This window comes from Chthonobacter rhizosphaerae, assembly GCF_013839525.1.
Classification (GTDB): Bacteria; Pseudomonadota; Alphaproteobacteria; order Rhizobiales; family Pleomorphomonadaceae; genus Chthonobacter; species Chthonobacter rhizosphaerae.
On record NZ_JACDIS010000002.1, the window covers coordinates 484,913 to 510,651 of the forward strand.

The 25,739-nt window shown below is 70.3% G+C and carries 20 protein-coding genes; 5 read left to right on the forward strand and 15 right to left on the reverse strand.

What is annotated here, in order from left to right:
* Positions 1-23: 23 nt before the first annotated feature.
* The 6 genes from HND91_RS06000 to HND91_RS06025 all read right to left on the reverse strand — a co-directional run bounded on the left by HND91_RS06000 (position 24) and on the right by HND91_RS06025 (position 7,934).
* The gene (locus HND91_RS06000) at positions 24-1,052 is read right to left on the reverse strand and encodes an Ldh family oxidoreductase (protein ID WP_181705613.1); all 1,029 of its coding nucleotides are present in this window, start codon (positions 1,050-1,052) and stop codon (positions 24-26) included.
* The gene (gene recJ / locus HND91_RS06005; RefSeq protein WP_181705614.1) at positions 1,049-2,893 is read right to left on the reverse strand and encodes a single-stranded-DNA-specific exonuclease RecJ; all 1,845 of its coding nucleotides are present in this window, start codon (positions 2,891-2,893) and stop codon (positions 1,049-1,051) included. The genes HND91_RS06000 and recJ overlap by 4 nt, the downstream gene beginning before the upstream one ends.
* Positions 2,894-3,092: 199 nt before the next feature.
* A complete protein-coding gene (gene glpX, locus HND91_RS06010) occupies positions 3,093-4,082 on the reverse strand; it encodes a class II fructose-bisphosphatase (RefSeq protein ID WP_425485423.1) in 990 nt (329 codons plus the stop codon).
* 270 nt (positions 4,083-4,352) lie between these two features.
* A complete protein-coding gene (locus tag HND91_RS06015) occupies positions 4,353-5,687 on the reverse strand; it encodes a homoserine dehydrogenase (RefSeq protein WP_181705616.1) in 1,335 nt (444 codons plus the stop codon).
* A 464-nt stretch (positions 5,688-6,151) separates the two neighbouring features.
* Positions 6,152-7,378, reverse strand: coding sequence for an LL-diaminopimelate aminotransferase (locus HND91_RS06020; RefSeq protein WP_181705617.1), 1,227 nt, complete (start codon positions 7,376-7,378; stop codon positions 6,152-6,154).
* A 151-nt stretch (positions 7,379-7,529) separates the two neighbouring features.
* A complete protein-coding gene (locus HND91_RS06025) occupies positions 7,530-7,934 on the reverse strand; it encodes a hypothetical protein (RefSeq protein WP_181705618.1) in 405 nt (134 codons plus the stop codon).
* Positions 7,935-8,170: 236 nt separating this feature from the next.
* On the opposite strand from HND91_RS06025, the gene phaC reads away from it, so the two are divergent.
* Positions 8,171-9,988 (forward strand): class I poly(R)-hydroxyalkanoic acid synthase, encoded by a 1,818-nt coding sequence (phaC, locus tag HND91_RS06030; protein ID WP_181705619.1) that lies wholly within the window; start codon positions 8,171-8,173, stop codon positions 9,986-9,988.
* Between the two features lie 22 nt (positions 9,989-10,010).
* Here phaC and HND91_RS06035 read toward each other — a convergent pair whose 3' ends face one another.
* The gene (locus HND91_RS06035) at positions 10,011-10,364 is read right to left on the reverse strand and encodes a DUF423 domain-containing protein (protein ID WP_246329311.1); all 354 of its coding nucleotides are present in this window, start codon (positions 10,362-10,364) and stop codon (positions 10,011-10,013) included.
* A gap of 165 nt (positions 10,365-10,529) precedes the next feature.
* On the opposite strand from HND91_RS06035, the gene HND91_RS06040 reads away from it, so the two are divergent.
* Positions 10,530-11,336, forward strand: a complete 807-nt coding sequence (locus HND91_RS06040) for a TrmH family RNA methyltransferase (protein WP_181705621.1) — start codon at positions 10,530-10,532, stop codon at positions 11,334-11,336.
* Here HND91_RS06040 and HND91_RS06045 read toward each other — a convergent pair.
* From HND91_RS06045 to HND91_RS06070, 6 genes are all read right to left on the reverse strand, one after another.
* On the reverse strand, positions 11,326-12,375 hold the full coding sequence (locus tag HND91_RS06045) for an ATP-binding cassette domain-containing protein (protein WP_181705622.1): 1,050 nt from the start codon (positions 12,373-12,375) through the stop codon (positions 11,326-11,328). The two genes, HND91_RS06040 and HND91_RS06045, sit on opposite strands and share 11 nt — an antisense overlap.
* Positions 12,372-13,235 (reverse strand): ABC transporter permease, encoded by an 864-nt coding sequence (locus HND91_RS06050; protein WP_181705623.1) that lies wholly within the window; start codon positions 13,233-13,235, stop codon positions 12,372-12,374. Before HND91_RS06050 ends, HND91_RS06045 begins: the two co-directional genes overlap by 4 nt.
* Positions 13,232-14,098 carry an ABC transporter permease gene (locus HND91_RS06055; RefSeq protein ID WP_181705624.1) on the reverse strand — a complete coding sequence of 289 codons (867 nt, stop codon included), beginning with the start codon at positions 14,096-14,098 and terminating at the stop codon, positions 13,232-13,234. Before HND91_RS06055 ends, HND91_RS06050 begins: the two co-directional genes overlap by 4 nt.
* 12 nt (positions 14,099-14,110) lie before the next feature.
* Positions 14,111-15,346, reverse strand: coding sequence for an ABC transporter substrate-binding protein (locus HND91_RS06060; protein WP_181705625.1), 1,236 nt, complete (start codon positions 15,344-15,346; stop codon positions 14,111-14,113).
* 303 nt (positions 15,347-15,649) lie between these two features.
* On the reverse strand, positions 15,650-17,017 hold the full coding sequence (gene ntrX / locus HND91_RS06065; protein ID WP_181705626.1) for a nitrogen assimilation response regulator NtrX: 1,368 nt from the start codon (positions 17,015-17,017) through the stop codon (positions 15,650-15,652).
* 64 nt (positions 17,018-17,081) lie between these two features.
* The gene (locus HND91_RS06070; RefSeq protein ID WP_246329312.1) at positions 17,082-19,424 is read right to left on the reverse strand and encodes a sensor histidine kinase NtrY-like; all 2,343 of its coding nucleotides are present in this window, start codon (positions 19,422-19,424) and stop codon (positions 17,082-17,084) included.
* A 287-nt stretch (positions 19,425-19,711) separates the two neighbouring features.
* Here HND91_RS06070 and hspQ point away from each other — a divergent pair, with 287 nt between their 5' ends.
* The gene (hspQ, locus tag HND91_RS06075) at positions 19,712-20,047 is read left to right on the forward strand and encodes a heat shock protein HspQ (RefSeq protein ID WP_181705627.1); all 336 of its coding nucleotides are present in this window, start codon (positions 19,712-19,714) and stop codon (positions 20,045-20,047) included.
* A gap of 308 nt (positions 20,048-20,355) precedes the next feature.
* Here hspQ and HND91_RS06080 read toward each other — a convergent pair whose 3' ends face one another.
* Positions 20,356-21,030, reverse strand: coding sequence for an invasion associated locus B family protein (locus HND91_RS06080; RefSeq protein WP_246329313.1), 675 nt, complete (start codon positions 21,028-21,030; stop codon positions 20,356-20,358).
* Between the two features lie 307 nt (positions 21,031-21,337).
* Between HND91_RS06080 and HND91_RS06085 the strand changes: the two genes are divergently transcribed.
* Positions 21,338-23,119 carry an extracellular solute-binding protein gene (locus HND91_RS06085; RefSeq protein WP_246329314.1) on the forward strand — a complete coding sequence of 594 codons (1,782 nt, stop codon included), beginning with the start codon at positions 21,338-21,340 and terminating at the stop codon, positions 23,117-23,119.
* Positions 23,120-23,156: 37 nt separating this feature from the next.
* On the forward strand, positions 23,157-24,803 hold the full coding sequence (locus HND91_RS06090; RefSeq protein WP_181705628.1) for an AMP-binding protein: 1,647 nt from the start codon (positions 23,157-23,159) through the stop codon (positions 24,801-24,803).
* Positions 24,804-24,974: 171 nt separating this feature from the next.
* Here the strand turns inward: HND91_RS06090 and HND91_RS06095 are convergent, their stop codons facing one another.
* Complete coding sequence (locus tag HND91_RS06095; protein WP_181705629.1) at positions 24,975-25,700, reverse strand: methyltransferase domain-containing protein; 726 nt, start codon at positions 25,698-25,700, stop codon at positions 24,975-24,977.
* Positions 25,701-25,739: the final 39 nt, after the last annotated feature.

Below are 25,739 nucleotides of genomic sequence, written 5' to 3' on the forward strand. Positions count from 1 at the left end.
AGCCGGCGCCCCCGACGTCCCTCTCAGCCCCTCGGACGCCCGATGAGCGCGTGGAGCGCGGCTTCCAGGCTCGCCGGAATGGGCAGGCCTTCGTCTTCAGCCCGCCGGCGCGACGCGCGCCGGCGAGACCCCGGCAGGCGCGCGCCGGGCTGGCCCTCTATGGATTCCGCGAGGGCCGCGATCCGGTCGCCGAACCCGGGGCCGAAGGCGGACGGGTCGAACGCGACGATCAGGTGGCCGATCTCCGGCGGCGGGCCGTCGCCGGTGAAGAGGCTCGACTGCTCCGTCGCCAGCCGCCCGCCCGCCATGGCGCAGAGGATCTCGACCAGAAACGCCAGGGCGGTGCCCTTGGCGTCGCCGGCCGGCAGCATGGTGCCGGCGAGCGCCGCCTTGGCGTCGGTGGTCGGCCGGCCGTCGCGATCCACGGCCCAGCCCTCCGGGATCGGCTCGCCGCGCTGGGCGGCCGCCAGGATGTTGCCGCGAGCCACCTTGGCGACCGAGAGGTCCACCACGATGGGATCTGCGCCCGGGCGCGGGCAGCCGATGGCGATCGGATTGGTTCCGAACACGGCGGCCGTTCCGCCCCACGGGGCGATCGAGGCCGGCGCGTTGGCCACCATGAGGGCGACGAGACCGGTCTCGGCGAGCGTCTCCACATGAAGGCCGATGGCGCCGGCGTGATGGGCCCGGTGGATGCCCGCGGCCGCCACGCCGTTCGACCGCGCAAGGGCCGGAAGCGCCTCGACGGCGGTGTCGATGGCCGGATAGGAGAAGCCGGTGCCGGCGTCGATGGAGATCACCGCCGGCGCCATGGCGCGCACGGACGGAACCGCCCGGCCGTCCACCTTTCCGGTCAGGACCTGGGCCGCATAGCTCTCCAGCCGGACGAGGCCGTGGCTCTTCAGGTCCGACATCTCGGCCAGCACCAGCGCGTTCGCGACGCTCCTGGCGACGTCCGGATCGGTCCCGGCCGCCACCAGCGCGTCGACCGCGAACGCGCGGGCGGCCGCGACGGTGACCGTGCGGCCGGTCGGGGCGTCGGCGGCGGTCATGGGCGGGCGCGGGCCGGGTCGGCGGCGTCGAGCACGCGCATCTGGACGCGCGGCTCCCCATGCCAGTAGTCCAGGCCGAGCACGCCCGCCACGTGGATCGGCCGGTCGCGCGCGGAGGTCAGGAAGTCGCCGAGCGGCTGGCCGGCGGCGCGGAACGCCATTCCCTTCAGCTTGGTGCCGTCCGCCGAGCAGAGCGTCATCCGCACGTGGCCGTTGCCGATCGTCTCGGCATAGGCCACCCGGTGGGCGGGCAGCACGAACACCGGGTCCGGCTGGCCGGCGCCGAAGGGGCCGGCCCGATCGATCGTCTCGACCAGTTGCACCGTGGCGCCGCCCGCCGTGATCGCGCCGTCGACGGCGAGCTCGTGCACCGACCGGGCGGACGCGACGCCGGTCTTCAGGCAGTCGTCCGCGAAGGCGGTGAAATCCGGGATCTTCGCTTCCTCGATGGTGAGGCCGGCCGCCATCGGGTGCCCGCCGCCCTTCAGGAGCAGCTTGGCGTCCACGGCGGCGCGCACCACCGAGCCGACGTCGACGCCCGGAATGGAGCGGCCCGAGCCGGTGCCGGTGCCGTCGCCCTTGAGGGCGATCGCGAAGGCGGGGCGATTGTGCCGCTCCTTCAGCCGCGCCGCCACGAGGCCGACGATGCCGGGGTGCCACTCCGCCGAGGCGGCCACCAGCACCGCCGGATCGGATTGCACCAGGGACGCCGTCACCATGGCCTCGGCGGCGTCGAGCGCCTCCGCCTCCAGCTGCTGGCGCTCGCGGTTGAGGCGGTCGAGCTCCACCGCCATGCGGCCCGCTTCAACCATGTCGGCGCACATGAGAAGCCGGGCGCCGAGCCCGCTGTCGCCGATGCGCCCGCCGGCGTTGATGCGCGGCCCGATCAGGAAGCCGAGGTGATAGCAGGTCGGCGGACCGGAGAGCTTCACCACGTCGGCGAGAGCCGCGAGCCCCCGGTTGGCGCGGGCGCGCATCACCTGCAGGCCCTTGACGACGAACGCCCGGTTGAGCCCGACGAGCGGGACCACGTCGCACACGGTGCCGAGCGCCACCAGGTCCAGGAGGCCGAGGAGATCCGGCTCCGCGAGCCCGCGCCGCTGGTACCAGCCCCGGCGGCGGAGCTCGCGGTTCACCGCCACGACCCCGAGGAAGCTGACGCCTGCGGCGCAGAGGTGGCCGAGCCCGGACAGGTCGTCCTGCCGGTTCGGGTTCACGAGCGCCCGCACCTCCGGCAGGTCGACGCCGCTCTGGTGGTGGTCGAAGGTCACCACGTCGAGCCCGATCCGCCGGGCCGCCTCGAAGGCCTCGAAGCTCTGGGTGCCGCAGTCGAGGGTGACGAGAAGGGTCGCGCCGCCGTCGGCGAGGTCCTGAATGGCGCGCGGGTTCGGCCCGTAGCCGTCCACCAGCCGGTCGGGGATGTAGACCGCCGGGTCGAGGCCCTGGTGCTGGAGAAAGCGCCCGAACAGGGCCGACGAGGTGGCGCCGTCCACGTCGTAGTCGCCGAAGAGGGCGATTCGCTCGCCGCGCTCCACGGCGTCCGCCACCCGTTCGGCGGCGGCGTCCATGTCGCGCAGGACGGACGGGTCCGGCATCAGGCTGCGGATGCTCGGCTCCAGGTAGGCGGCCGCGTCCTCGACCGACACCTGTCGGCCGACGAGCACGCGCGCTACCACGTCCGGCAGCCCGTGCCGCTGGGCGATCGCCCGCACCAGCGGCGCGCGGGCCTCGCCCACGCGGTCGGTCCAGATGCGGGAGCAGGCGGACGTGGAGACGCCGAGAACGGGTCGTGCGGTGACGGTGTCGAAGGACACGGAGTCGGACGCGATTCGGATAGTCATGCGGAATCATAGCGGGACGCGCCCACCCGCGCGAGCGGAAAGCCCACTCACCCGCGCGAGCGGAAAGCCTGCAAAGTGGCGCGAGCGGAAAGCCTGTCGAACCGCCGGAGCGGATCGCGCCGACGGGGACACGGGGGCCGAAGCGCCCGCCCCGGCCGTCGGGCGACGGCCGGACAGGTAGCCGGGCCGCCGCGCGCGCTCAGCGATTGTCGAACTTCGACATGTCCGTGTGGGAGGCCTTGATCCAGCGGACGGTGCCAGTGGAGGAGCGCATCACCACCGTGTGGGTCTCCACCCGGTCGCCGCGGGCGAACTTCACGCCGGTCAGCATGTTGCCGTCCGTCACGCCGGTGGCGGCGAAGAGCACGTCGCCCTTGGCGATCTCGTCCATGGTGTACTTCTTGCGCACGTCCGCGATGCCCATCCGGTTCGCCCGCTGGATCTGTTCGTCGCGGTTGATCACCAGCCGTCCCTGCATCTGGCCGCCGATGCAGCGCAGCGCCGCCGCCGCGAGCACGCCCTCGGGCGCGCCGCCGATCCCGAGATAGATGTCGATGCCGGTCTCGTCCGGCTCGGTGGTGTGGATGACGCCCGCCACGTCGCCGTCGCCGATCAGCCGGATGGAGGCGCCGGTGGCGCGCACCTCCTCGATCAGCCGAGCATGGCGCGGCCGGTCGAGGATGCAGGCGGTCACCTCGCCCACGGGCACGCCCTTGGCGGCGGCCAGCGCCCGGATGTTCTCCGCCGGGGTGGCGTCGAGATCCACGATGCCGGAGGGGTAGCCCGGCCCGATGGCGATCTTCTCCATGTAGACGTCGGGCGCGTTGAGAAGGCCGCCGTGCTCGGAAATGGCGATCACCGCCAGGGAGTTGGGCAGGTTCTTGGCGCAGATGGTGGTGCCTTCCAGCGGGTCGAGGGCGATGTCCACCTTGGGCCCCTTCCCCGTGCCCACCTCCTCGCCGATGTAGAGCATCGGCGCCTCGTCGCGCTCGCCCTCGCCGATCACAACGGTGCCGTGGATCGGCAGCCGGTTGAGCTCGCGCCGCATGGCGTCCACGGCCGCCTGGTCGGCGGCCTTCTCGTCGCCGCGACCCCTCAGGCGCGCGGCGGCCACGGCCGCCCGTTCGGTCACCCGGACCAGTTCCAGCGTCAGAATTCGATCCAGCGTGCTCGCCGGGTTCGTCGACATGAACATCCCCCCTGCCTGCACGACATTCGATCCGGACGTCCCGCCGGCGGTGGGGCGCGTCCCCGCGCTTGCCGATATGGACGGGTGGATGACCTTGGACATGCCGAACACCTCATGCAGCTTCCAGACCGTGTGTAACCCGGTTCAGAGGTGTCCGGCGATGCATAAAAAGGCTGATTAAAGATCAGCCTAAATTCGGATTACGAATAAAATGCAAGTAAAAGCGCACCGCAGCGACGCTTATGACTTGCTGCGTCGCCGCATGACCGCTCAGAGCTCTTCGATCCGGATCAGCCGCGGCGTCGCCGCGATGTGCCCGTCCGACTCGATCTCCTCCAGCGCGCTTCGGATCGCCGCTTCCGTGGTGGCGTAGGTGATCAGGATCACCGGCTGCGGCTCCACCGACGCGGTGTGCGGACCGTCGGCGCGCGGCGCTTCCGTGCGCGGCGCCCGGCGGCGCTGGACGATGGATTCCAGCGAGATGCCCTTCTCGGCCATGCGCGCCGCGATGGCGGCGAACGCGCCCGGACGGTCGTTGACGGAGAGCCGCACGTAGTAGCCGCCCTCGTGCGCCTGGATCGCGGCGCGCTCATAGGGCGCGAGGTCGCGCACCGGCCGGCCGAACGTCGGCACGGCGTGGCCGCGGGCCACGTCCACCACGTCGCCGATCACCGACGAGGCGGTCGGGCCGCCGCCGGCGCCCGGGCCGACGAGCACGATCTCGCCCACCGCGTCGCCGTCGATCGCCACCGCGTTGAGGACGCCGTCGACCCGCGCGATGGCGCAGGACTTCGGCACCATGGTCGGATGCACCCGCGCCTCGATGCCGCCGTCGCCCCGGCGGGCGACGCCGAGGAGCTTGATCCGGTAGCCGAGTTCGTCCGCCGCCTCGATGTCGGCGGGCGTGATGGCCGAGATGCCTTCCACGTAGATGGCGTCCGCGTCCACCTCCACGCCGAAGGCGAGGCTGGTCAGGAGGGCGAGCTTGTGGGCGGTGTCGAAGCCCTCCACGTCGAACGTGGGATCCGCCTCGGCGTAGCCCAGGCGCTGCGCCTCGGCGAGGCAGACGTCGTAGGAGAGGTTTTCCTTCTCCATCCGCGTCAGCATGTAGTTGCAGGTGCCGTTGAGGATACCGTAGACGCGCGTCACCTGGTTGGCCGAGAGGCTTTCCTTCAGGGTCTTGATGACCGGAATGCCGCCGGCCACCGCCGCCTCGAAGGCGAGCGGCACGCCCTTCTCCTCCGCGAGCCGGGCGAGGTCCACCCCGTGCCGGGCGAGGAGCGCCTTGTTGGCGGTCACCACCGGCTTGCCGGCCGCCAGCGCCGCCCGCACCAGCGCCTCGGCCGGGCCGCTCGCGCCGCCGATCAGCTCCAGCACCACGTCCACGCCCGGGTCGGTCGCCAGCGCCACCGGATCGTCGTGCCAGGCGATGCCGTCAAGGTCGAGCCCGCGGTCGCGAGCGCGGTCCCGCGCGGAGACGGCGGTGACCACCACCGGCCGGCCGGCTCGCGCCGCGAGGGCGGCGGCATTGGACCGCACGATCTTCAGAACGGACGCACCGACGGTGCCGAGCCCGGCGACGCCGAGCCTGAGCGGTTTGGACATGGGAAGCCTGATCGCCCTTCCAGATGGTTCACGGGACCGGTGCGGGGGATATCAGGTCGCCGCCCCGGAGGCAAAGGGGAAGGTCGGTGCGTCCTGTCGCGACAGCCGCACGCGTGAGGAGACACGGGCGGAGCCGCGCACCGACAGATCGTCCGGGCCGTCGCCTTGGCGCCCGCATGCCGCAACAGCCCGATGCGGCTGAAGCCCGTGGTCGGAGCCATGCACCGACCGCCTCCGCTGGCCGTCACCCCGGCGAAGGCCGGGGCCCAACCGTCCCGGACATGGGGCTCTCGGGTGCGGATGGAGCCGCCGACGGTCGGATCGGACGTCCGCCGGGATGACGGTGGCCGCCTGAAGCCGGCCACCCGCGACAGTCGTCAGGGTCCGGTTCATCCGGACCATCCAGGCGTCTCCCGACGCGATCGGCCGGTCTACGGACGTCGTCCGCCCGCCCGGCCCGACCCTCACGCCCGCTTCAGCGAGATCACGTTGTGGAGCGTCTCGTCCGCCCCGTCCATGAACTTGCGGATGTTGCGGGCCGCCTGACGAATGCGCTGCTCGTTCTCCACGAGCGCGATGCGCACGTAGTCGTCGCCGTGCTCGCCGAAGCCGATGCCCGGCGCCACCGCCACGTCCGCCTTCTCGATCAGGAGCTTGGCGAACTCCAGGCTGCCCAGCGCCTTGAACTTGTCCGGCAGGGGCGCCCAGGCGAACATCGAGGCTTTCGGCGACGGGATCGTCCAGCCGGCGCGGCCGAAGCTCTCCACCATCACGTCGCGGCGGCGCTTGTAGGTGGCGCGCACCTCCTCGATGTGCTTGTCGGCGTCCGGCGCGTTCAGGGCGGCGGCGGCGGCCACCTGGATCGGCGTGAAGGCGCCGTAGTCCAGATAGCTCTTCACCCGCGACAGCGCCGCGATCAGCCGCTCGTTGCCGACGGCGAAGCCCATGCGCCAGCCGGCCATGGAGAAGGTCTTGGACATGGAGGTGAACTCGACCGCAACCTCCAGGGCGCCCGGCACCTGCAGGATGGAGGGCGGCGGCACGCCGTCGAAATAGATCTCCGAATAGGCGAGGTCCGACAGGACGAACACGCCGTGCTTGCGGGCGAAGGCCACCACGTCGCGGTAGAAGTCGAGTTCGACCACCTCTGCGGTCGGGTTCGACGGATAGCAGAGCACCATGGCGATCGGCTTCGGGATCGAATGGATCACCGCCCGCTCGAGCGCATGGAAGAACTCCGGCCCCGGCGTCACCGGGATGGAGCGGATCACGCCGCCGACCATCAGGAAGCCGAAGGCGTGGATCGGGTAGCTGGGGTTCGGGCACAGCACCACGTCGCCCGGCGCGGTGATCGCCTGGGCCATGTTGGCGAAGCCCTCCTTCGACCCGAGGGTGGCGACCACCTGGGTGTTCGGGTCGAGCTTCACGCCGAACCGGCGGTCGTAGTAGGCCGCCTGCGCCCTCCGAAGCCCGGCGATGCCGCGCGACGCCGAATAGCCGTGGGTGTCCGGGCGCTGCACCGTCTCGATCATCTTGTCGACGATGTGCTTGGGCGTCGGCAGGTCCGGGTTGCCCATGCCGAGGTCCACGATGTCTGCGCCTGCTGCCCGCGCGCTCGCCTTCAGCCGGTTCACCTGCTCGAAGACGTAGGGGGGAAGGCGCTTGATCTTGTGGAACTCGTCGTTGCTCATGGTCGTCTGTCCTGGTGGGCCGATCCGGCGGCCGGACTGCCGGTTTCCATCGAACCGGGGGTTAAGCTTCTAGCACCGTTCCGGACATCGCAGAAACGGGAAACCGGGGTACGCTCGCGTCAAAACGTCGGGGGCCGGCGACGCCGTCCGGTCAGGGCGCCGGCTTGTCCGGGCAGACCACCAGCTTCGGGTCGCAGGGCTGCGCGCCGGCCGGCGGCACGGTGCCGGCCGCGTCGAGGAGCTTGCGGGCCTCCTCGTTCTGCTGCTGGCGGATGATGGCGAGCGCCATGGCGGAGGGCAGCTTGTCGTCGGCCCGCCGGCCGGCGGAGGCCTGGGCGGAGCCGAGCCGCTTCAGGTCGCGCTCCAGGGCCGCCTGCTGGGTCTCGCTGCGCAGGGGCACGGCCGAGGCGGCGGGGTCGGCGACCGGCAGGGTCGTCTGGACATAGTCCGACGGCCCTCCCCCGCAGGCCGCAAGCGCCAGCACCAGGCCGGCGACCGCGAACCGGCTTTTGCCACGAAGGAGCGGGACCGAAACCGTCCTCAAGAGAGTTCCCATGGCATGCCGTCCTTCATTGCGTCGGTCGCGGCACGATCGGCCACGCTTGGTAAGGGTCGGGTTAACGCGCCTTGGATCGTGTCGGCTTTCATCTTAGGCGGGCTTTCACGGATTGTCCCGTCGTCGCGCAGCCGTCATGTCACAAGGTGTAATGCGCATGGAGCCGGTTCCCCCTGTCAAACCGGGCGAACGGTCTCTAACATGAACGGCGAACCGAGAGCCCGGGGAACGAGCCGATGAGCGAGAAAGAGAAGACCTCGGGAGGAGGGCCCCTTCTCAACTACATCATCAACAATCCGGAGGCGTTCGCCCACAACATGGCGAACATCGTGGAGCAGTTCGGAAAGGCCGCCGCCGCCTATGTGGAGCCGCGCGAGAAGGGCGCCGTCAAGCCGACCCTCGCGGACGAACTGACCGAGGTCACCAAGACCCTCGCCAAGGTGGGCGACTGGTGGACCCGCGATCCCCAGCGCTATCTGGAGGCGCAGACCCGGCTCGCCACCGGCTACATGGACCTGTGGTCCCAGGCGATGCGCAAGGCCATGGGCGAGGAGGCCCGCCCGGTCGCCGAGCCGGAGCCCGGCGACAAGCGCTTCACCGATCCGGAATGGCGCGAGAACCAGTTCTACGATGTCCTGAAGCAGGCCTACCTGATCTCCACCCGCTGGGCGCAGGGCCTGGTGGACGAGGCGCACGGGCTCGACGAGCACACCCGCCACAAGGCCGACTTCTACGTCCGCCAGATCGCGGCGGCCATGAGCCCGTCCAACTACGTGCTGACCAATCCGGAGCTCATGCGCGAGACCATCTCGTCCAACGCGGAGAACCTCGCCCGGGGCATGCGGATGCTGGCCGAGGACATCAAGGCCGGCGGCGGCGACCTGAAGATCCGCCAGTCCGACACCACGAAGTTCAAGGTCGGCGTCAACCTCGCGCTCACGCCGGGCAAGGTGGTGCACGAGAACGAGGTCTGCCAGATCATCCAGTACGAGCCCACCACCGAGAAGGTGCTGAAGCGGCCGCTCCTGATCGTGCCCCCCTGGATCAACAAGTACTACATCCTGGATCTCACGCCGGAAAAGTCGTTCATCAAGTGGGCCGTCGACCAGGGCCACACCGTCTTCGTGATCTCGTGGGTGAACCCGGACGAGCGCCACGCCGGCAAGAGCTTCGAGCACTACATGCGCGAGGGCATCTTCGAGGCCCTGGACGTGGTCCACAAGGTCACCCGGGTGAAGGAGGTGAACGCCATCGGCTACTGCGTCGGCGGCACGCTGCTCGCCGTCACCCTCGCCTACATGGCGGCCGTGGGCGACGACCGCATCCGCAGCGCGACCCTCTTCACCACCCAGGTGGACTTCCAGAACGCCGGCGATCTCAAGGTGTTCGTTGACGAGGAGCAGATCCGCATCCTGGAGGAGCGCATGAAGGAGCGCGGCTTCCTGGAGGGCTCCAAGATGGCGGCGGCGTTCAATTCGCTGCGCGAGAACGACCTGATCTGGCCGTACTTCGTGAACAACTACATGCGCGGCAAGGAGCCCTTCCCGTTCGACCTCCTGTTCTGGAACTCCGATTCCACCCGGATGCCGGCCGCGAACCACAGCTTCTATCTGCGCAACTGCTATCTGGACAACACGCTCGCCAAGGGCGCCATGGAGGTGGCGGGAGTGAAGCTGGACCTGAAGAAGGTCACCATCCCGATCTACAATCTCGCCACCAAGGAGGACCACATCGCCCCGGCGAAGTCGGTCTTCCACGGCTCGTCCCTGTTCGGCGGCCCGGTGAAGTTCGTGATGTCCGGCTCCGGGCATATCGCGGGCGTCATCAACCACCCGACGCGCAACAAGTACCAGTACTGGACCGGCGGCCCCGCCGAGGGGGCGCTGGAGGAATGGACCAGGACAGCCACGGAAACCGCCGGCTCCTGGTGGCCGGACTGGCACGCCTGGATCGTCGAGCAGGATCCCACGATGGTGAAGGCCCGGCGCATCGGCGGCGGTCGCCTGAACCCCATCGAGGACGCGCCGGGCCGTTACGTGAGGACGCCGGCCTGAGGGCCGGCTCCGGCCGAAAGGGTCAGTTGCGCCGCCCGCCCAGGCAGGCCAGCGCGGCGATCAGCCATCCGGCCATCATGAGGAGCCCGCCGAGCGGCGCCGCCAAGGGAAAGAGCGCGCCGCCCAGCACCGCCCTCGCCGTCAGGTCGCCGGAGAAGAGCGCCACGCCGATGAGCATCACCAGCGACGCGATGTGCCGGATCCGGTTGGAGCCGACCGCCGGCACCGACAGGGCGATGAGCGCCGCCGCGTGGATCAGCAGCATCTTGCCCGCCGTGTCCAGCGACGTGCCCGCATACGCATGGGAACCGGCGGCGGACGCCGCCACGCCGGCGGCTCCGCCGAGACCCGCCGCCACCCGAATGACCCTGTCCATGACCGCCATGCACGCCCCCACCCGACCCATCCGTCCGATGGCCGGCGCGATGCTCCGGCCCGTTCGCGGTCAAGCCAAGTCCAAGTATTGGACGAACATGTGGCCGGCGTGCGAGTCGGACAATATGAGGATGTCCGAACTCTTGTGGCGAACCAGGGCGGCCCGATGATCGCACCCGTCTTCATCGACGATCCCGCGGATCCGCGCGTCTCAGCCTACATGAACGTCCGGGACCGGGATCTCGCCGGCGCCCACGGAGGGCTCTTCGTGGCCGAGGGCGAGACGGTGCTCTCGGTGCTCCTCGACTCGCCGCTGTTCGCGGCCGAGTCGGTGCTGGTCGCGGAGAACCGGATCAATGGCTTGGCGGGGCGGCTTGAAGCCGCGCTCGAAGTCCCGGTGTTCGTGGCGAGCCAGGCGGTGATGGACCGGATCGTGGGATTTCCGATCCACCGGGGCGTCCTCGCCGTCGGCCGGCGCGGTCCGGACCGCGACGCCTCGTCCCTCCTGGCCGATCGCCCGGACCTGGTGGTCGGGGCCGTCGGGATCGCCAACCACGACAACATGGGCGGCCTCTTCCGCAACGCCGCCGCCTTCGGGGCGGGCGCGGTCCTCCTCGACGACACCGCCTGCGACCCGCTCTATCGCAAGGCGATCCGCGTGTCGGTCGGCGGCGTCCTGAAGGTGCCGTTCGCCCGCGCGGGTGATGGAGCTGACCTGATCAAGCTGTTGCGGGAGCACGGCTATTTGCCGATCGGCCTGTCGCCGCGTGGCCGGCTGCGGCTGGACGAGGTGGATCCGGCGACCCGGCCCGCGCTCATCCTCGGCACCGAGGGGCCGGGGCTTCCGGACGACCTGCTCGACCGGACCGAGACCGTGCGGATCGACATGGCCGGCGGATTCGACAGCCTCAACGTGGCGACCACCGCGGGAATCGCGCTCTACGAGCTGAGCCGCCGCCGCCTCAGCCGCTGACGGGCTGGAGAGCCTCCGGGGGCAGGTGGACGGCGACCGGGTCGCCCACCCCATGGCCCGCCGCCGCTTCCGCCGGAACGGCGACAACGAGCATGTCGGTCGCGGCCGCGACGGTGGCGACCACGTGGGTGCCGCGATACTCCAAGCTCTTGATGCTGCACGCGAATGTGTTGACGCCAGAGGTGCCGCTGCCGGCGGACAGGCGGATCCGCTCGGGGCGGATCACGACGGCCGTGGCCTCCGGAGGCGGCGGGGCGGCGAGGGTCAGCGTGCCGATCGAGGTGGTGACGGAGCGACCGTCGAAGCGACCGTCGAGCACGTTGGTGGCGCCCATGAACAGGGCGACGGCGCGGGTCAGCGGCCGTTCGAAGACGTCGGCGGGCCGGCCGTGGCGGGCGAGTTCGCCGGCGAGCATGACGGCCGTCCGATCCGCCACCGCGACCGCCTCCTCACGGTCGTGTGTAACGAAAAGCGTCGTGATTCCAGTCTGATGCTGGGCGCGGCGGATGAGGTCCCGCATGTCGAGCCGGAGCTCCGGGTCGAGGTCCGACAGCGGCTCGTCGAGGAGAAGCACAGCGGGTTCGACCACCAGCGCGCGGGCGAGCGCGACCCGCTGGGCCTGGCCGCCGGAGAGTTCGGACGGGCGGCGGGATTCCAGGCCGGGGAGCTGCACCAGATCGAGCATGTCGGCCACCTTCGACCGGATCACGGCCGGGTCGACGCCGCGCATCCTCAGGCCGAAACCCACGTTTTCCGCCACGGACATATGCGGAAAGAGGCGATGGTCCTGTCCCATCAGGACGGCGCCGCGCCGCTCAGGCGGGATGCCAGCCATCGGCTGGCCGCCGATGAGGATGCGGCCGGCGTCGGGTTCGGCGAGGCCGGCGATCAGGCGCAGGACCGTGGATTTCCCGCAGCCGGACGGACCCACCAGGGTGGTGAGCGTGCCGGCGGGGAGGTCCAGGTCGAAGCCGCGGACGGCGGGACGGGGGGCGCCGGGATAGGTTTTCGTGAGGGATTCCAGGACGATGCGGCTCACGACGTGGTCCGCTCCCGGGCGGCGGCGGCGGCGAGGATGCGGGCGGACAGGACGAGGGCGAGAACCCCCGGCAGCACCGTCAGGACGGCGATGGCGCCGGCGACGTCCTGCCGGCCCGCCGTGACGAACTGCATGAGAATCAACGGCATGGTCGGAACCCGGCCGGATCCGACGAGGAGCGTCAGCCCGTACTGGCTCCAGGATACCAGGAAGGCGAAGAGGGCCGCGACCGCGAGACCGGGGGCAAGGAGCGGAACGGTGACGTGGCGGAGGACCTGGGACGGCGTCGCGCCGAGGCTGCGGGCCTGATCCTCCAGGCCGGTGTCGAAGGCGGAGAAGACGCTGGCGGACACCAGAATGACGTACGGCAATGTGGGGATGATGTGGGCGAGGACGACGCCCGGGACGGTGCCGGCGAGGCCGATTTTCAGGAACACGGCGTGCAGGCCCATGGCGACCGCGAGCGGCGGCACGACCAGCGGGGCGAGCACCAGGACCTCCACGAGCCGCCGGCCGGGAAACCGGTGGAGCGCCAGTGCCCGGCCGGCGGGGACGCCGAACAGCATGGCGAGCCCGGTCGCCGAAAGCGCGATCAGGACCGACCGGCCGAGCGCGGCGGGCACACCCGAGGTGGCCGAGAAGACGGACGTCCAGGCAGACAGATCAAGGGTTTGCGGCACGATGGCCGGGTAGAACCAGGCGCGCGTCACCGACCAGACCACAACCGGCAGGAAGGGCGCGACCAGGAGGACGAGGAGAAGCGCCAGCGCCGACCGGGCGGCAAACCCCTGAGGGCGGGCGGCCGCGCGACGGACGAGCGCGCCGGCGCGGCGCGGCAGGGCGGCCCCGAACGCCGTCATCGGACCACCTCCAGGCCGGAGATGCCCCGCATCAGGCGGCGCACGGCGACGAGGCAGACGACCCCGACGGCGGCCATCAGGAGCGACACCACGATGGCGGCCGGCCTGTCGGCGATGTCGTTGGACGTGAACATCTGGTAGGCGAGCACCGGAAGGGCCTTCGGGTGGCTCGGCCCGAGCACCGCCGGCACCTCGTAGGTGCCGAGCACGAAGGCGAACACGACCGTGGCGGCGGCCAGAATGCCCGGTCTTATCAAGGGCCAGGTCACGTGCCGGAAGGCCTGGAGGGGCGTCGCGCCGAGGCAGCGCGCGGTGATGGCCGGCGCGCTTCCGACCGCTGCCAGCATGGCGAGCGCCACGACGGCGACAAAGGGCACCTCCTTGGCCACATAGGCCACGATGTCGGCGACAAACCACGGATCGTTGACGAGGGCGGGGAAATCCCCCGGCCGGTCGATGGCACCCGCCCCATGGGCGAGCCGGGCGAGCACGCCGGACTGTCCGAGCAGCCACGCCATCCCCACCGCCGTCACAACGTGGGGCACGGTCAGGTTGAACTGGACGAGCAGGGTGACGAGCCGCCCTCCCCCCGCCCGGTGGAGGAGAAGCGCGGCGCCGACCCCGAGGGCGGTGGCGATCAGGGTGGAGGCGGCGGCGACCCAGAGGGTGACCAGGATGGAGAGGAGGAGATCGGGCTCCTGGAGGGCGCGGGTCCAGGGTTCGAGCGTCGGGTCGAAGCGTCCGGCGAAGGGGACGATGCCGACGGTGCGGATGATAGCCAGCACCAGCCCGCCGAGGAAGAGGCCGCCGAGGACGACCACGGCGGGGAGAAGCATCAGGGCGAGGCGGATCGAGGCTGGCATGGCGTCCGGCCGTCAGCGGCCGACCCGCTCGATCCAGCCCTTCTCGATGGCCTCCAGCCAGTCGGCGGAGAGCTCGGCCATGGCGCGGTCGGCGAGGTCCTCGTCGGCGATCACCGCCGGGTGGCGGGGCAGCGCCCGGAAGGCCTCGGCCTCGGCCGGCGTCAGCCGGTCGAGGTCGAGGGCGGTCGCCATGCCCCAGACGGCGGGGTCGGCCTTGCGCAGCTGCTCGGCCGGGGACAGGAGGTGGTTGGCGAGGACGAGGGCGGCCGCCTTGTTGGCGGCGTTGAACGGCACGGCCACGTAGCTGGTGTTGGCGAGGGTGCCGTCATCGAAGGCGAACGAGCGGGTCGTCTCCGGGAAGCGACCGTCGGCGACGCCGGCGCCGAAGACGGTGGGCTCGTAGTTGAAGGTGAAGTCCACCTCGCTGTTGGCGAACAGCTGGTTCAGCTGGGCGATGTCGGTCGGATAGGTCCGCCCCTCGCGCCAGAGGAAGGGCTCCAGGTCGTCGAGGAGGCCATAGGCCTTCTCGGCGGCGGCGTCGAACCGGGCCTGGTCGAACGGACCGGACAGCGCCTCCGCGCCGCCGGCCGCGTGCATGAACACGTGGCGGACGAAGGCGCTGCCGTTGAAGTCCGGCGGCGCCGCGTAGGTGAAGCGGCCCGGGTTGGCGCGCACCCAGTCGAGGAAGGCCGCCATGGTCTTCGGCGGCTCGGCCGTGCGGGCGCTGTCGTAGGCGAGCGCGAACCGGGCCTTGCTCCACGGCACCTCGCAGCCGTCCACCGGCGTGCCGAAGTCGTTGGCGATCGACGGGTCCGACCAGTCGACGAAGCGGGCGTTGGGCAGGCGCTCGGCATAGCCGCAGAGGAGGAGACCGCCGGTCTTCAGGGTCCGGAAGTTCTCCCCGTTGATCCAGACGAGGTCGACCGCCCCGCCGTCGGTAACGCCGGCCTCCTGTTCGGAGAGGATCTGGTTCACCACCTCGGCGGTGTCGGCGACGCCGACCCGGTTGAGGGTGATGCCGTACTCGGCCTTGAGGGCCTCGGCGAGCGGGCCGGACACATAGGCGTTGATGCGGTCGTCCCCGCCCCAGAGGAAGAAATTCACCGTGCCGCCGCGCGCCGCCTCGACGATGGTCTCAAACGGAGCGGTGCGAAGCGCGTCTTCCGAGAGGGGCGCCGCCCGTGCCGCGACAGGAAGCGCAAGGGCGCCCGCGAGGAGACCGAGGACGATGCGGCGAGGGATGGGCATGGGCAGGCTCCGGACGAGTCGCGCACTGTGATCGGCGCTTGCGCCGAACGATGCACGAGCCAACGCGCCGGCGGGAGAGGGTGTTCGGTCAATTGCGGATGAGATGGCCGTGATGGACGGCCGCAGAGGACCGCCCTGCCCCGCCCGGGTCCGGCTTGCCCCGGTCCGCCCCGCTCCGCTCATGTCTCGGCCCGGCCTGTCCAGCGCGGCCGGCGATCGGTCGGCGGCCGCCCGGATGGGGCCGGCCGACGAGGCGATCGCATTTTTGCCGCCGGGCCGGACGCGGGCCCGACGCGCCAGCGGTCAGGCGATCCCGAGGCTCTTCAGCTTGCGGTGAAGCGCGGAGCGCTCCATGCCGACGAATTCCGCCGTCCGGGAGATGTTGCCGCCGAAGCGGTTGATCTGGGCCTTCAGGTATTCGCGCTCGAAGATCTCGCGGGCGTCGCGCAGCGGCATGGCCATCAGGTGTTCGCCGCCGGTGGAGGTCGGCAGGGACGGCAGCATGGTGCCCACCTCGGACGGCAGCAGGTCGGCGGTGATCACCGCCTCCTCGTCGCCGCGGGTGAGGATCATCAGCCGTTCCACATTGTTGCGCAGCTGGCGCAGGTTGCCCGGCCAGTCGTGAGCCTGGAGCACCGCCATAGCGTCCTCGCCGATCCGGCGGATCGGCAGGCCGGTCGCCCGGGCGATCTGGTGCATCATGTGGTCGATGAGGAGCGGGATGTCCTCCCGCCGCTCGGACAGGCCCGGCACCCGCAGCGGCACCACGGACAGGCGGTGGAACAGGTCCTCGCGGAAGCGACCCTCGGCGATCTCCCGCTCCAGGTCGCGCGCGGTGGACGAGACGATGCGCACGTCCACCTGGACGCGCTGGGTGCCGCCCACCCGCTCGAACGACTGGTCGACCAGAACGCGAAGGATGCGGTTCTGGGTCTCGCGCGGCATGTCGCCGATCTCGTCGAGATAGAGCGTGCCGCCGTGGGCCTCCTCCAGGGCGCCCACCTTGCGCCGGCCGTCGTCGCCGGCCTCGGTGCCGAACAGCTCGATCTCCATGCGCTCCGGCGTGATCGCGGCCGCGTTCATGGCGACGAACGGCCCCTTGGAGCGAGCCGAATGGGCGTGGATAGCCCGGGCCACCACCTCCTTGCCCGAGCCGGACGGGCCGGAGATCAGGATGCGGCTGTTGGTCGGGGCGATCCGGTCGATGGTGTTGCGCAGCTGGTTGATGAGCGACGACTGGCCGACCACGCCGTCCTGGCGGTCGGAGCGCATGGTCAGCTCCTTGACCTCCCGCTTCAGCTTGGAGGCCTCCAGGGCGCGCTCGGCGACGAGGAGAAGGCGGTCGGCCTTGAACGGCTTCTCGATATAGTCGTAGGCGCCGCGCTTGATGGCGGACACCGCCGTCTCCACGTTGCCGTGGCCGGAGATCATGACCACCGGCAGGTCCGGATGGTCGGCCTTGATCTCGTCGAGCAGGGCGAGGCCGTCCAGGCGGCTGCCCTGGAGCCAGATGTCCAGGAAGACGAGATTGGGGCGGCGCGCCGTGATCGCCGAGAGCGCGCCGTCCGCGTCGCCGGCCTTGCGGGTGCCGAAGCCTTCGTCCTCCAGAATGCCCGCCACGAGCTCCCGGATGTCCGCCTCGTCGTCGACGATGAGAATGTCTGAAGCCATGGTGTCCTTCGGTCTTCTTCTTGGGCCGGTGTCCGGCGGGGTTCCGTTCCAGGTCTCAGGTGTGTCAGGCGGCGGGCAGCGGCTCGGACCGCCGCTCCGCAGCCGCAGGGTTCGGCGGCAGGGTCACGCGGACCATGGCGCCCCGCCCGCCGGTCGCCACCGCCGGGCTGTCCAGGAGATCGATCCGCCCGTCGTGCTCCTCGATGATCTTGCGCACGATCGCAAGGCCGAGGCCGGTGCCCTTCTCGCGGGTGGTCATGTAGGGCTCCAGGAGCTTGTGCCGATCGGTGGCGGGCAGGCCGACGCCTGTGTCGATGACGTCCACCACGAAGAGGCCGTTCTCGATCCGGGCGTTCACGGTGACGCGGGCGCCCTCGCGCTCCTCCGCCGGGAGGGCGGTGATCGCCTCGACGGCGTTCTTGACGAGGTTGGTGATCGCCTGGCTCATGAGCCGGTGGTCGAAGCGGCCCACCATCGGGGCGTTCGGCAGGTGCGTCTCGAAGCCGATGTCGGGGTGGGCGACGCTCATCAGGAACACCGCCTCGCGGATCGCGTCGCCGAAGTCGCGCTCCTCCATCGTGGGCTTCGGCATGCGGGCGAAGGCGGAGAACTCGTCCACCATGCGGCCGATGTCGCCCACCTGCCGGACGATGGTGTCCACGCACTGGTCGAACACCACCCGGTCGTCGTTGGCGATGGCCTTGCCGTAGCGGCGGCGGATGCGTTCGGCGGAGAGCTGGATGGGCGTGAGCGGGTTCTTGATCTCGTGGGCGATGCGCCTCGCCACGTCCGCCCAGGCGGACGTGCGCTGCGCGGTCATCAGGTCGGTGATGTCGTCGAGCGTCACCACGTAGCCGTGCTCGCGGTCGGGCGAGCGGTCGGAGGCGACGCGCACGGAGACGGTGCGCTCCTGGCCCCGACGCGCCAGGGTGATGGTGGCCTGGTGGACCCGGGCGTCGTCGCGCATGGCGGCGGCGAGCAGCGGCTTCAGCTCGGGCACCTCGTCGACGAGGCGCTTGCCGATGAAGTCGAACTCCTCCAGGCCGAGAAGCACGGTGGCCGAGCGGTTGGCGATGGACACGTGCCCGTCGTTGGAGACGCCGACGACGGCGGCCGTGACGCCGGTCAGCACCGCCTCGGTGAAGCGGCGGCGGCGGTCGACCTGGTCGTTGGCGGCGAGGAGTTCGTCCCGCTGGGTGCGCAACTCGGTCGTCATCTTGTTGAAGGTGGCGCCGAGGCTGGACAGGTCGTCGTGATTGTCCTCCACCGGCACGGCGGCGGTGAGGTTGCCCTTGGCCACCTCGTCGGCGGCGCCGATCAGGCGGCGGATGGGGGCGACCAGCCGGTTGGCGAAGGACAGGCCGAGCCAGACCGCGCCGAGGAGGAAGACGAGGGCGAGCGCCGCGAACACCATGGCGGAACGCCACTGGAGCGTCTTGCGGCTCGCCTCCAGCTGGCGGTACTCCACCGCGCTCTCGCGGGCGAGGCGGAGGTTGTCGAGCACCGTCGCGTCGAGCATGCGGACCACGTAGAGATAGGTCTCGTCATAGCTCTTGAGCTTCAGGATGCCGCCGACCTGGTTGGAGCTGCCCGGCGAGATCAGCACGGCCCCGCCCTTCTGGGCGTCGGTCATGGCCCGCTCCGGCGGCATGATGGTGCGGGCGAGCGGGTCGCGCTCGGTGCGCAGGAGGACCGTGCCCTCCTTGTCGAGGAGATAGGCGCTCTGCAGGCCGCGGAGCGTCGCCTGCGCCTCGAAGAAGGCGTCGAACCGGCGCGGCTCGAAGTCGTAGAGCGGCTTGGCGCTGTCGAGGGCGGTGGCGATGCCGATGAGATCGGCCCGGAGCACGCGGGTGTGCTCCTGCATGTAGGCGCTCGCCACCGTGAGGACGTTCTCCACGATGGTGCGCGTGCGCGTCTCGAACCAGCGGTCGAGGCCCTGGTCGAGGGTGATCACGAAGGCGGCGGAGACGAGGAGCGCCGGCAGCGCGGAGATGAGCGAGAAGAGCGCGACGATGCGCAGGTGCAGCCGCGCCGCCGCCCTGCCCTGGTACCAGCCGAGCCAGACCCTCCAGGCCTCGTAGCCGACGAGGATCAGGAGGCCGACCACCGGGACACTGTTCACCCAACGGGCGATGGTCAGCATCTCCGGCGAGGGCTCGATGGGCGTGAGGTTGGTGAGAAGGGCGAAGTGGCCGAGGGACGCCGCCACCGAGATGAAGACCAGGAAGAGGCCCACGGTGCGACGGATCCGGCCCTCGCCGGCGCCCCGCGGTCCGCTGTCGGGCTGGGGGCCGCCAGCGGGCGCGGCGGCCGGGGCCGGGGCGTCCGCCCCGCCATGCGGCGCGGCGAAGCCCTCGGGCGCGCCCTGCGACGCCGCAAGGCCTGATGTGTCCACCCCGATCGTCAACCGCCGCACTCCTGCCCCACGCCGGCTCCGTCCGGCGGTCGCCGCCTGGCTTCGGCACCCGATTTCTCCCGACTCGGCGCGCCGAAAGCCCCCCGAGAATCCAGAGGCAGAGGGAGTACCATGATTGTTGCAAAATTGCGACACAGGATCCGGGCGATCACGAAAACGCGCCTTTCCGCGTCAGAGGCCGCGCTTGACAGGACCGGCTCCTGTCTGGCCATTAACGGATGGACGACAGGACCCACCGGCCGGAAACACGAATTTCCGAACCCCGAACGGCTAGACGAATGCAGCAAAAGGTCAGAACGGCCCGCTTCCAGATCGGCGACGTGGTGAAGCACCGCCACTTCGCGTTCCGCGGCGTCATCTTCGACGTGGACCCCATCTTCTCCAACACGGAGGAGTGGTACCAGTCGATCCCCGAGGCCGTGCGCCCCTCCAAGGACCAGCCTTTCTACCACCTGTACGCGGAGAACGCGGAAAGCGAATACGTCGCCTACGTGTCGGAACAGAACCTGGAGCCGGACGACAGCGGCATGCCGATCCGCCATCCGGAGGTGGAAGAGACGCTGGTCGCCACGGACGACGGCGGCTACCGGCTGCCGTCGGCGCAGTTCCACTGAGGGCGGTCCGCCGAGGACGAGCGACCCGGACGGACCTGTCCCGGGCCGCAGCGAGACTTGAAAAAACCCGCGCGATTTCGTCGCGCGGGTTTTTTCGTATTCGCCGGGGCTAGTCCTGCCGCCGCCCCATGGGATGGGGCGCCGCTGCCGGGACGGGGCGCGGCTGGCGGAATGGGGCGCGGCTGGCGGAATGGGGCGCGGCTGGCGGGATGGGCGCGGCTGGCGGGATGGGGCGCCCGAACGAAAACGGGCGCGCGATCCGATCGCGCGCCCGTTCAACGATTGGTCCGGCGCTCAGGCCGGCGCGGTCACTGGCTCTGCTGGCCGGCGGCCTTCTGGGCGTCGATGAGCTTCTGCTGCGCTTCCTTGGCCTTGCGCTGGAGCTCGGACTGGAGCTCCTGCTGCTGGCGCTGCAGGGCGGCGGTGTCGAGGGCCGGGCCGTCGAACGCGGACGTGAAGCCGGACAGCGACAGCTTGAAGTTCACGCCCTTCGCCTGCTGGTTCAGCGTGGTGAGGATCAGCTCGTTGCCCTTCTTCATCTGCCCGATGAACTCGTCGGTGATGGGCAGCTCGGCGAAGCAGGCGTTCGGGAAGCAGATGGTGTACTTGGCGGCTTCCTGCTTGTTCTTGTCGATCTGCACGCGCATGCCCGGCTGGATCAGCATGCCGACGGGGGTCTGCACGAGAAGGATCTTGCGGGCCTCGCCGGCCACCTGACGCACGCCGGCCGAGGCCAGGAACTGGCCGCTGTCGGTGCGCAGCTCGCGCTGGACGAAGCAGATCTCCTTCTTGGCCGCCTTGTCGTTGCCGCACAGCTTGACCCAGGCGTTCTCGTTCGCCGGGGCGGGCGTCGCCGCGGGAGCGGGCGCTGCCGGAGCCGGGGCGGTCTGGGCCAGAGCCATGGAGGAGAAGCTGGACGCGACGAGGCCGGCCGCCACGATCCCGGCGATGCGCGCCGCCCGCTTCTTCAAAGTCGTCGCCATCAGAATAGATCCTCGGTCAGTGAAGGTCGCGATCTCCGCCCGAACGCACACCGGTCCGGGATCGGGCGCACGCGCGGCGAAGACGCGGGAAGCGTCTCATCCAGCCCGCCCGTGCGGCGTTGCCCGTCTCCTGAACCGGAATTAGGGCGACACGGTGACTGGCGTTCTCGCTGTCTTAAACGAGCGGATGCGGGTTTTGAAGCCGAGGTGAGCCCCTATCGCCGAACGTGGTATCTTCGCAACAGATTCGTTCGTGCCTCGGGAGGTGAGCTTCGTGGTCCTAGGTCTTCGGCATTGGGTTCCCGCATTGACTGTACTGGCGTTCGCAGCGGGCCTGACCGCCGCGCGCGCCGAGCCTGCCCACGGCATCGCCATGCACGGCGAGCCGGCCCTGCCCGCGACCTTCACCCACCTGCCCTACGCGAACCCGGACGCCCCGAAGGGCGGCCGTCTGGCGCTCGGCTTCACGGGCACGTTCGACAGCCTCAACCCCTTCATCGTGAAAGGCAACGCGCCGCGCGGCCTGACCGACGCGCTCTACGGCAACAACGTGTGGGACACGCTCCTGATGCGGTCCGCCGACGAGCCGTTCACGCTCTACGGCCTCGTGGCCGAGACGGTGGACGTGCCGGACGACCGGTCCTACGTGGAGTTCCACCTCCGGCCGAACGCCCGCTTCTCCGACGGCAAGCCGCTGACGGTGGAGGACGTCATCTTCACGGTCGACCTGCTGAAGACCAAGGGCCGGCCGATCTACCGGAACCGGTTCGGCAAGGTGGCGTCGATCGAGCGCGTGGGCGAGACCGGCATCCGCTTCGTGTTCGGCGACGGCGCGGACCGGGAGCTGCCGCTCCTCATCGGCCTCACGCCCATCCTGCCGGCGCACGCGACGGATCCGGCCACCTTCGACCAGTCCACCCAGACGCCGCTGGTCGGCTCCGGACCCTACGTGATCGAGTCGGTGACGCCTGGCGCCCGGGTCCTCCTCAAGCGGAACCCGGACTACTGGGCGAAGGACCTGCCGATCAAGCGCGGGCTCGACAACTTCGACGAGATCTCGATCGAGTACTTCCGCGACGGCAACGCCTGGTTCGAGGCGTTCAAGACCGGCGCCTTCGACGTGGTGATGGAGACCGACCCGCAGCGCTGGGCGACCGGCTACGCCTTCCCGGCGGCCGCGTCGGGCAAGATCGTGATGGAGGAGGTGCCGAACGGCACGCCGAAGGGCATGTCGGCCTTCGTGATGAACACCCGCAAGCCCCTGTTCCAGGACCCGCGGGTGCGCGAGGCGATGACCTACCTGTTCGATTTCGAGTGGATCAACCGCAACCTCTACAACGGCGCCTACGCCCGCACGGGCAGCTATTTCCAGGGCTCCGCCCTGTCGGCGCTCGGGTTGCCGGCGAGCGACGCCGAGACGGCGCTGCTGGCGCCCTTCCCCGACGCGGTGATCCCGCCGGTCCTCGACGGTACCTATGCGCCGCCGAAGACGGACGGCTCGGGCCGCGACCGGGCGATGCTGAAGAAGGCGCTCGGCCTCTTCGGCGAGGCCGGCTGGACGCTGAAGGACGGCGTCCTCACCGACGCGGCGGGCGCGCCGTTCCGGTTCGAGTTCATGGCGAAAAGCCGCGAGGAGGAGCGGCTCGCGCTGGCGTGGCAACCTTCGCTCAAGCTTGTCGGCATAGACATGGTCATCCGCACCGTCGACAGCTCGCAATACTACGACCGCCAGAAGACCTACGACTTCGACATGATCCAGATGCTCTGGACCGCCTCGCTTTCGCCGGGTAACGAACAGAACAACCGCTGGTCGTCGGCCGCCGCGACGACCGAGGGCACGTTCAACTACGCCGGGGTGGCGGACCCGGCCGCCGACGCGATGATCGACGCCATGCTGGCGGCGCGGGAGAGGCCGGACTTCGAAGCGGCGGTGCGGGCGCTCGACCGGGTGCTCATGTCGGGCCGCTACGTGGTGCCGCTGTTCCACCTGCCCAAGGACCATGTGGCCCGGTGGGCGCGGATCGCCCGGCCCGAGACCGTGCCGCTGACCGGCCTGCAACCCGTGACATGGTGGGCCGCCGTGCCATGATCCCTTCCCTCGCACCGCATCCGACCGGAGACCGGTGATGATCCTGACGTCCGAAGACCGCATCGCCGAGCGTGTAAAGTCCGGAGCCTGGGCCCGCCTGACGGTGGACGATCTTCTGCGCATGGCAGCGGTCGAGGCGCCGGACCGGGTCGCCTTCCGCGACTGCGGCGAGGCGCCGGTTCCGGGCGTCTCCAGCACCTACACCTATGCGGAGGCCGAGCGCCGCGTGGCCGCGCTCGCCGGCTTCCTGACCAGCATCGGCCTCAGGCCCGATACGGTGATGGGCATTCACCTGCCGCCCTGCGCGGACGCGGCCATCGTGATCCTGGCGGCCATGCGGGCGGGGCTGATCGTGGCCCAGCTGCCGCTCCACTGGAGCAACCGGGAGATCGAGACCGCCATCGGGGTCGCCGGCATCAAGGCTATCGTGACCGCGTCGACCATCGAGGGCGAGGCGACCGGCGAACGGGTGCGCGACGTGGCCGGCGAGGTGTTCGCCATCCGGTTCGTGTTCGCCATGGGAGAAGGCCTGCCGGACGGCCTGATCGACCTCGCGTCGATCATGGCCGAGATGGAGGCCCACCCGGCCATTCCGGCGGTCGCCCGGCGCGGCGCGGCGGCCGACCACATCGCGCTCCTGTCCTTCACGCGGACCGCCGAAGACCGGCTCGCCGCGGTGCCGTTCAGCCACAACCATCTGGTCGGCCTCGCCGCCGCCCACACGGTGGAGGCCGGCATGGCCCGGGGCGAGGCGGTTCTCGTGCCCATGCACCCGGCCGGACTGTGCGGCTTCGCCGGCGGGATCCTGTCCGTCCTCGCCATCGCCGGCACGGTCGCTTTCCACTACGGCACCACCCTGCGGACGATCGCGGCCGCCACCGCCGCCGCCCGCGCCGACCGGGTGCTCGCCCCCGCGACGCTGGGGCCCTCGCTCGCGATCGTGCTGTCGCCGACCGTGGCCTTCTCGCTCTACGACCGCCGCGTGGACGGAATCGACCCGCCGCCCCTGCCGGTCGACCGCCGGGTCGTCGACCTCACCTCCTTCGGCGACCTGACGCTGCTGCCGTCCGTCCGGCAGGCGGACGGCACGACGCCGGCGCCGCGGCTCGGGGCCCTATCGCTCGCCAGCGTCCGGCCGCCGCCGGGCCTCGCGGACCTTTCCATCAAGATGCGCTCGCGCGCCGTGGACCCGCGCCGGTCCGTGCACGAGCTGACCCTCACCGGCGCTCTGGTACCGGACGCGCCCTGGCCGGAGCCGGTCTCGGGCAGCACCGGCGGGGTGATCGCCTTCACCAGCGACGGCGCGCTGCGGACCGGCATCGGCGTCCAGGTCGGCGCGGACGGCAAGCAGCTGGGGCTACACGGGCTGATGGGCGAGACGCTCACCGTCGCCGGCCAGGCGATGTCCATGCCGCGGCTCGACGAGCTGTTCCGGCGCCATCCGTCGGTCGCGGACGCGGCGGTCTTCGCGGTGCCGGACGAACTCGTGGGCTGCCGGATCGGCGTCGCGGTGGTCAACCGGCCGGGCGAGCGCCTGACCCATGCGGACCTGCTCGACTGGCTGAGCCGGCAGGGCGCCGGCAGCCTGGAGCGCCCGGCGGTCGTGATCTCGGTGCCGGAGATCAGCCGCGCGTCGGACGGCAGCGTGATGCGGCAAGCCCTCCTGCTCGGCAAGGTGGCCTGAGCCGCCAGGCTGACGAGCTGCCAAGCGGACGCGGACAGGCGGTCGCGGGCCCGACTACACGGATGAGAGGCGCGCAGCCTCTTTTCAGCCGCCCGCCATTTCCCGGCGTCGCTGTATCCTGCGGCAGGTCGTCAAGGCGATCCGGATTAAGCGGCCTTCGCGACGGCCGGCCTATTTGATCGCGACCGTGTAGGAAAACGACGCCAGCGGGGTGAAATCCCGCCTGCGTAACGCAGACGTCACCTTGGCATGAACAGTCCTGATGCCAGGAAACATCTTGTAGTAGCCGTGGCCATAGAAGGGGACCTGAAGAACCTCCCTGAAGCCTTGGGCCTTCAAGTTGGCGCGGACTTTCTCGCTGATGACGCAGTGGTCGTAAAGCGCCGGAAACTTCGGGTTCCGTTCCCGCGTCCTGTCCTTCCTCATCATGTAGAGCAGCGGATCCGACAGGGTTTCAGGCATCAGCCGGTTGATGATGAACGGAACCGCATAGAGCACCGGATGGAAGTTGAGGGCCAAACCGCCCGGCTTCAGCATCCTCGACAGGTTGCGGTAATACCGGGGCGTGTTCCTGATGTGCTCCTGGACCATCTTGGAGAAGATGAAGTCGAAGCGCCCCACGCATTCGTCCGGAACGTCCGCGCTGGCGTCGAACGCGTATTTCGGGACCTCGACCGGCATGGCATCGAGCTCGACCTGGCTGATGTCGTTCGCCACGTAATCGATGTCGTACTGCCGAAGCTCATCGGGCTTGAACAAGGGCTGACGTCCGGCTCCCACCTCCAGGACCGTCTTGCGAGCCGATTTTTCAAGCACAATCCGCTTGTACTCTCCAAACGCGGCTTGGGACGTGCGCTCAAGATCAAGGAAAGCGCCGAATTGTGAGTTCTCGTCCATAGTAGCCCCCGCTTGTCCGGACATCAGGGAAACAATTCA

What these genes read in the sequence shown, in the direction of transcription:
- HND91_RS06060 (WP_181705625.1), bottom strand. Translation starts at nt 15,346, where the DNA reads ATGCCCATCCCTCGCCGCATCGTCCTCGGTCTCCTCGCGGGCGCCCTT.
- HND91_RS06040 (WP_181705621.1), top strand. Translation starts at nt 10,530, where the DNA reads ATGATCGCACCCGTCTTCATCGACGATCCCGCGGATCCGCGCGTCTCA.
- HND91_RS06020 (WP_181705617.1), bottom strand. Translation starts at nt 7,378, where the DNA reads ATGAGCAACGACGAGTTCCACAAGATCAAGCGCCTTCCCCCCTACGTC.
- phaC (WP_181705619.1), top strand. Translation starts at nt 8,171, where the DNA reads ATGAGCGAGAAAGAGAAGACCTCGGGAGGAGGGCCCCTTCTCAACTAC.
- HND91_RS06050 (WP_181705623.1), bottom strand. Translation starts at nt 13,235, where the DNA reads ATGACGGCGTTCGGGGCCGCCCTGCCGCGCCGCGCCGGCGCGCTCGTC.
- HND91_RS06090 (WP_181705628.1), top strand. Translation starts at nt 23,157, where the DNA reads ATGATCCTGACGTCCGAAGACCGCATCGCCGAGCGTGTAAAGTCCGGA.
- HND91_RS06015 (WP_181705616.1), bottom strand. Translation starts at nt 5,687, where the DNA reads ATGTCCAAACCGCTCAGGCTCGGCGTCGCCGGGCTCGGCACCGTCGGT.
- ntrX (WP_181705626.1), bottom strand. Translation starts at nt 17,017, where the DNA reads ATGGCTTCAGACATTCTCATCGTCGACGACGAGGCGGACATCCGGGAG.
- HND91_RS06035 (WP_246329311.1), bottom strand. Translation starts at nt 10,364, where the DNA reads ATGGACAGGGTCATTCGGGTGGCGGCGGGTCTCGGCGGAGCCGCCGGC.
- glpX (WP_425485423.1), bottom strand. Translation starts at nt 4,082, where the DNA reads ATGTCGACGAACCCGGCGAGCACGCTGGATCGAATTCTGACGCTGGAA.
- HND91_RS06080 (WP_246329313.1), bottom strand. Translation starts at nt 21,030, where the DNA reads ATGGCGACGACTTTGAAGAAGCGGGCGGCGCGCATCGCCGGGATCGTG.
- hspQ (WP_181705627.1), top strand. Translation starts at nt 19,712, where the DNA reads ATGCAGCAAAAGGTCAGAACGGCCCGCTTCCAGATCGGCGACGTGGTG.
- HND91_RS06095 (WP_181705629.1), bottom strand. Translation starts at nt 25,700, where the DNA reads ATGGACGAGAACTCACAATTCGGCGCTTTCCTTGATCTTGAGCGCACG.
- HND91_RS06000 (WP_181705613.1), bottom strand. Translation starts at nt 1,052, where the DNA reads ATGACCGCCGCCGACGCCCCGACCGGCCGCACGGTCACCGTCGCGGCC.
- recJ (WP_181705614.1), bottom strand. Translation starts at nt 2,893, where the DNA reads ATGACTATCCGAATCGCGTCCGACTCCGTGTCCTTCGACACCGTCACC.
- HND91_RS06025 (WP_181705618.1), bottom strand. Translation starts at nt 7,934, where the DNA reads ATGGGAACTCTCTTGAGGACGGTTTCGGTCCCGCTCCTTCGTGGCAAA.
- HND91_RS06055 (WP_181705624.1), bottom strand. Translation starts at nt 14,098, where the DNA reads ATGCCAGCCTCGATCCGCCTCGCCCTGATGCTTCTCCCCGCCGTGGTC.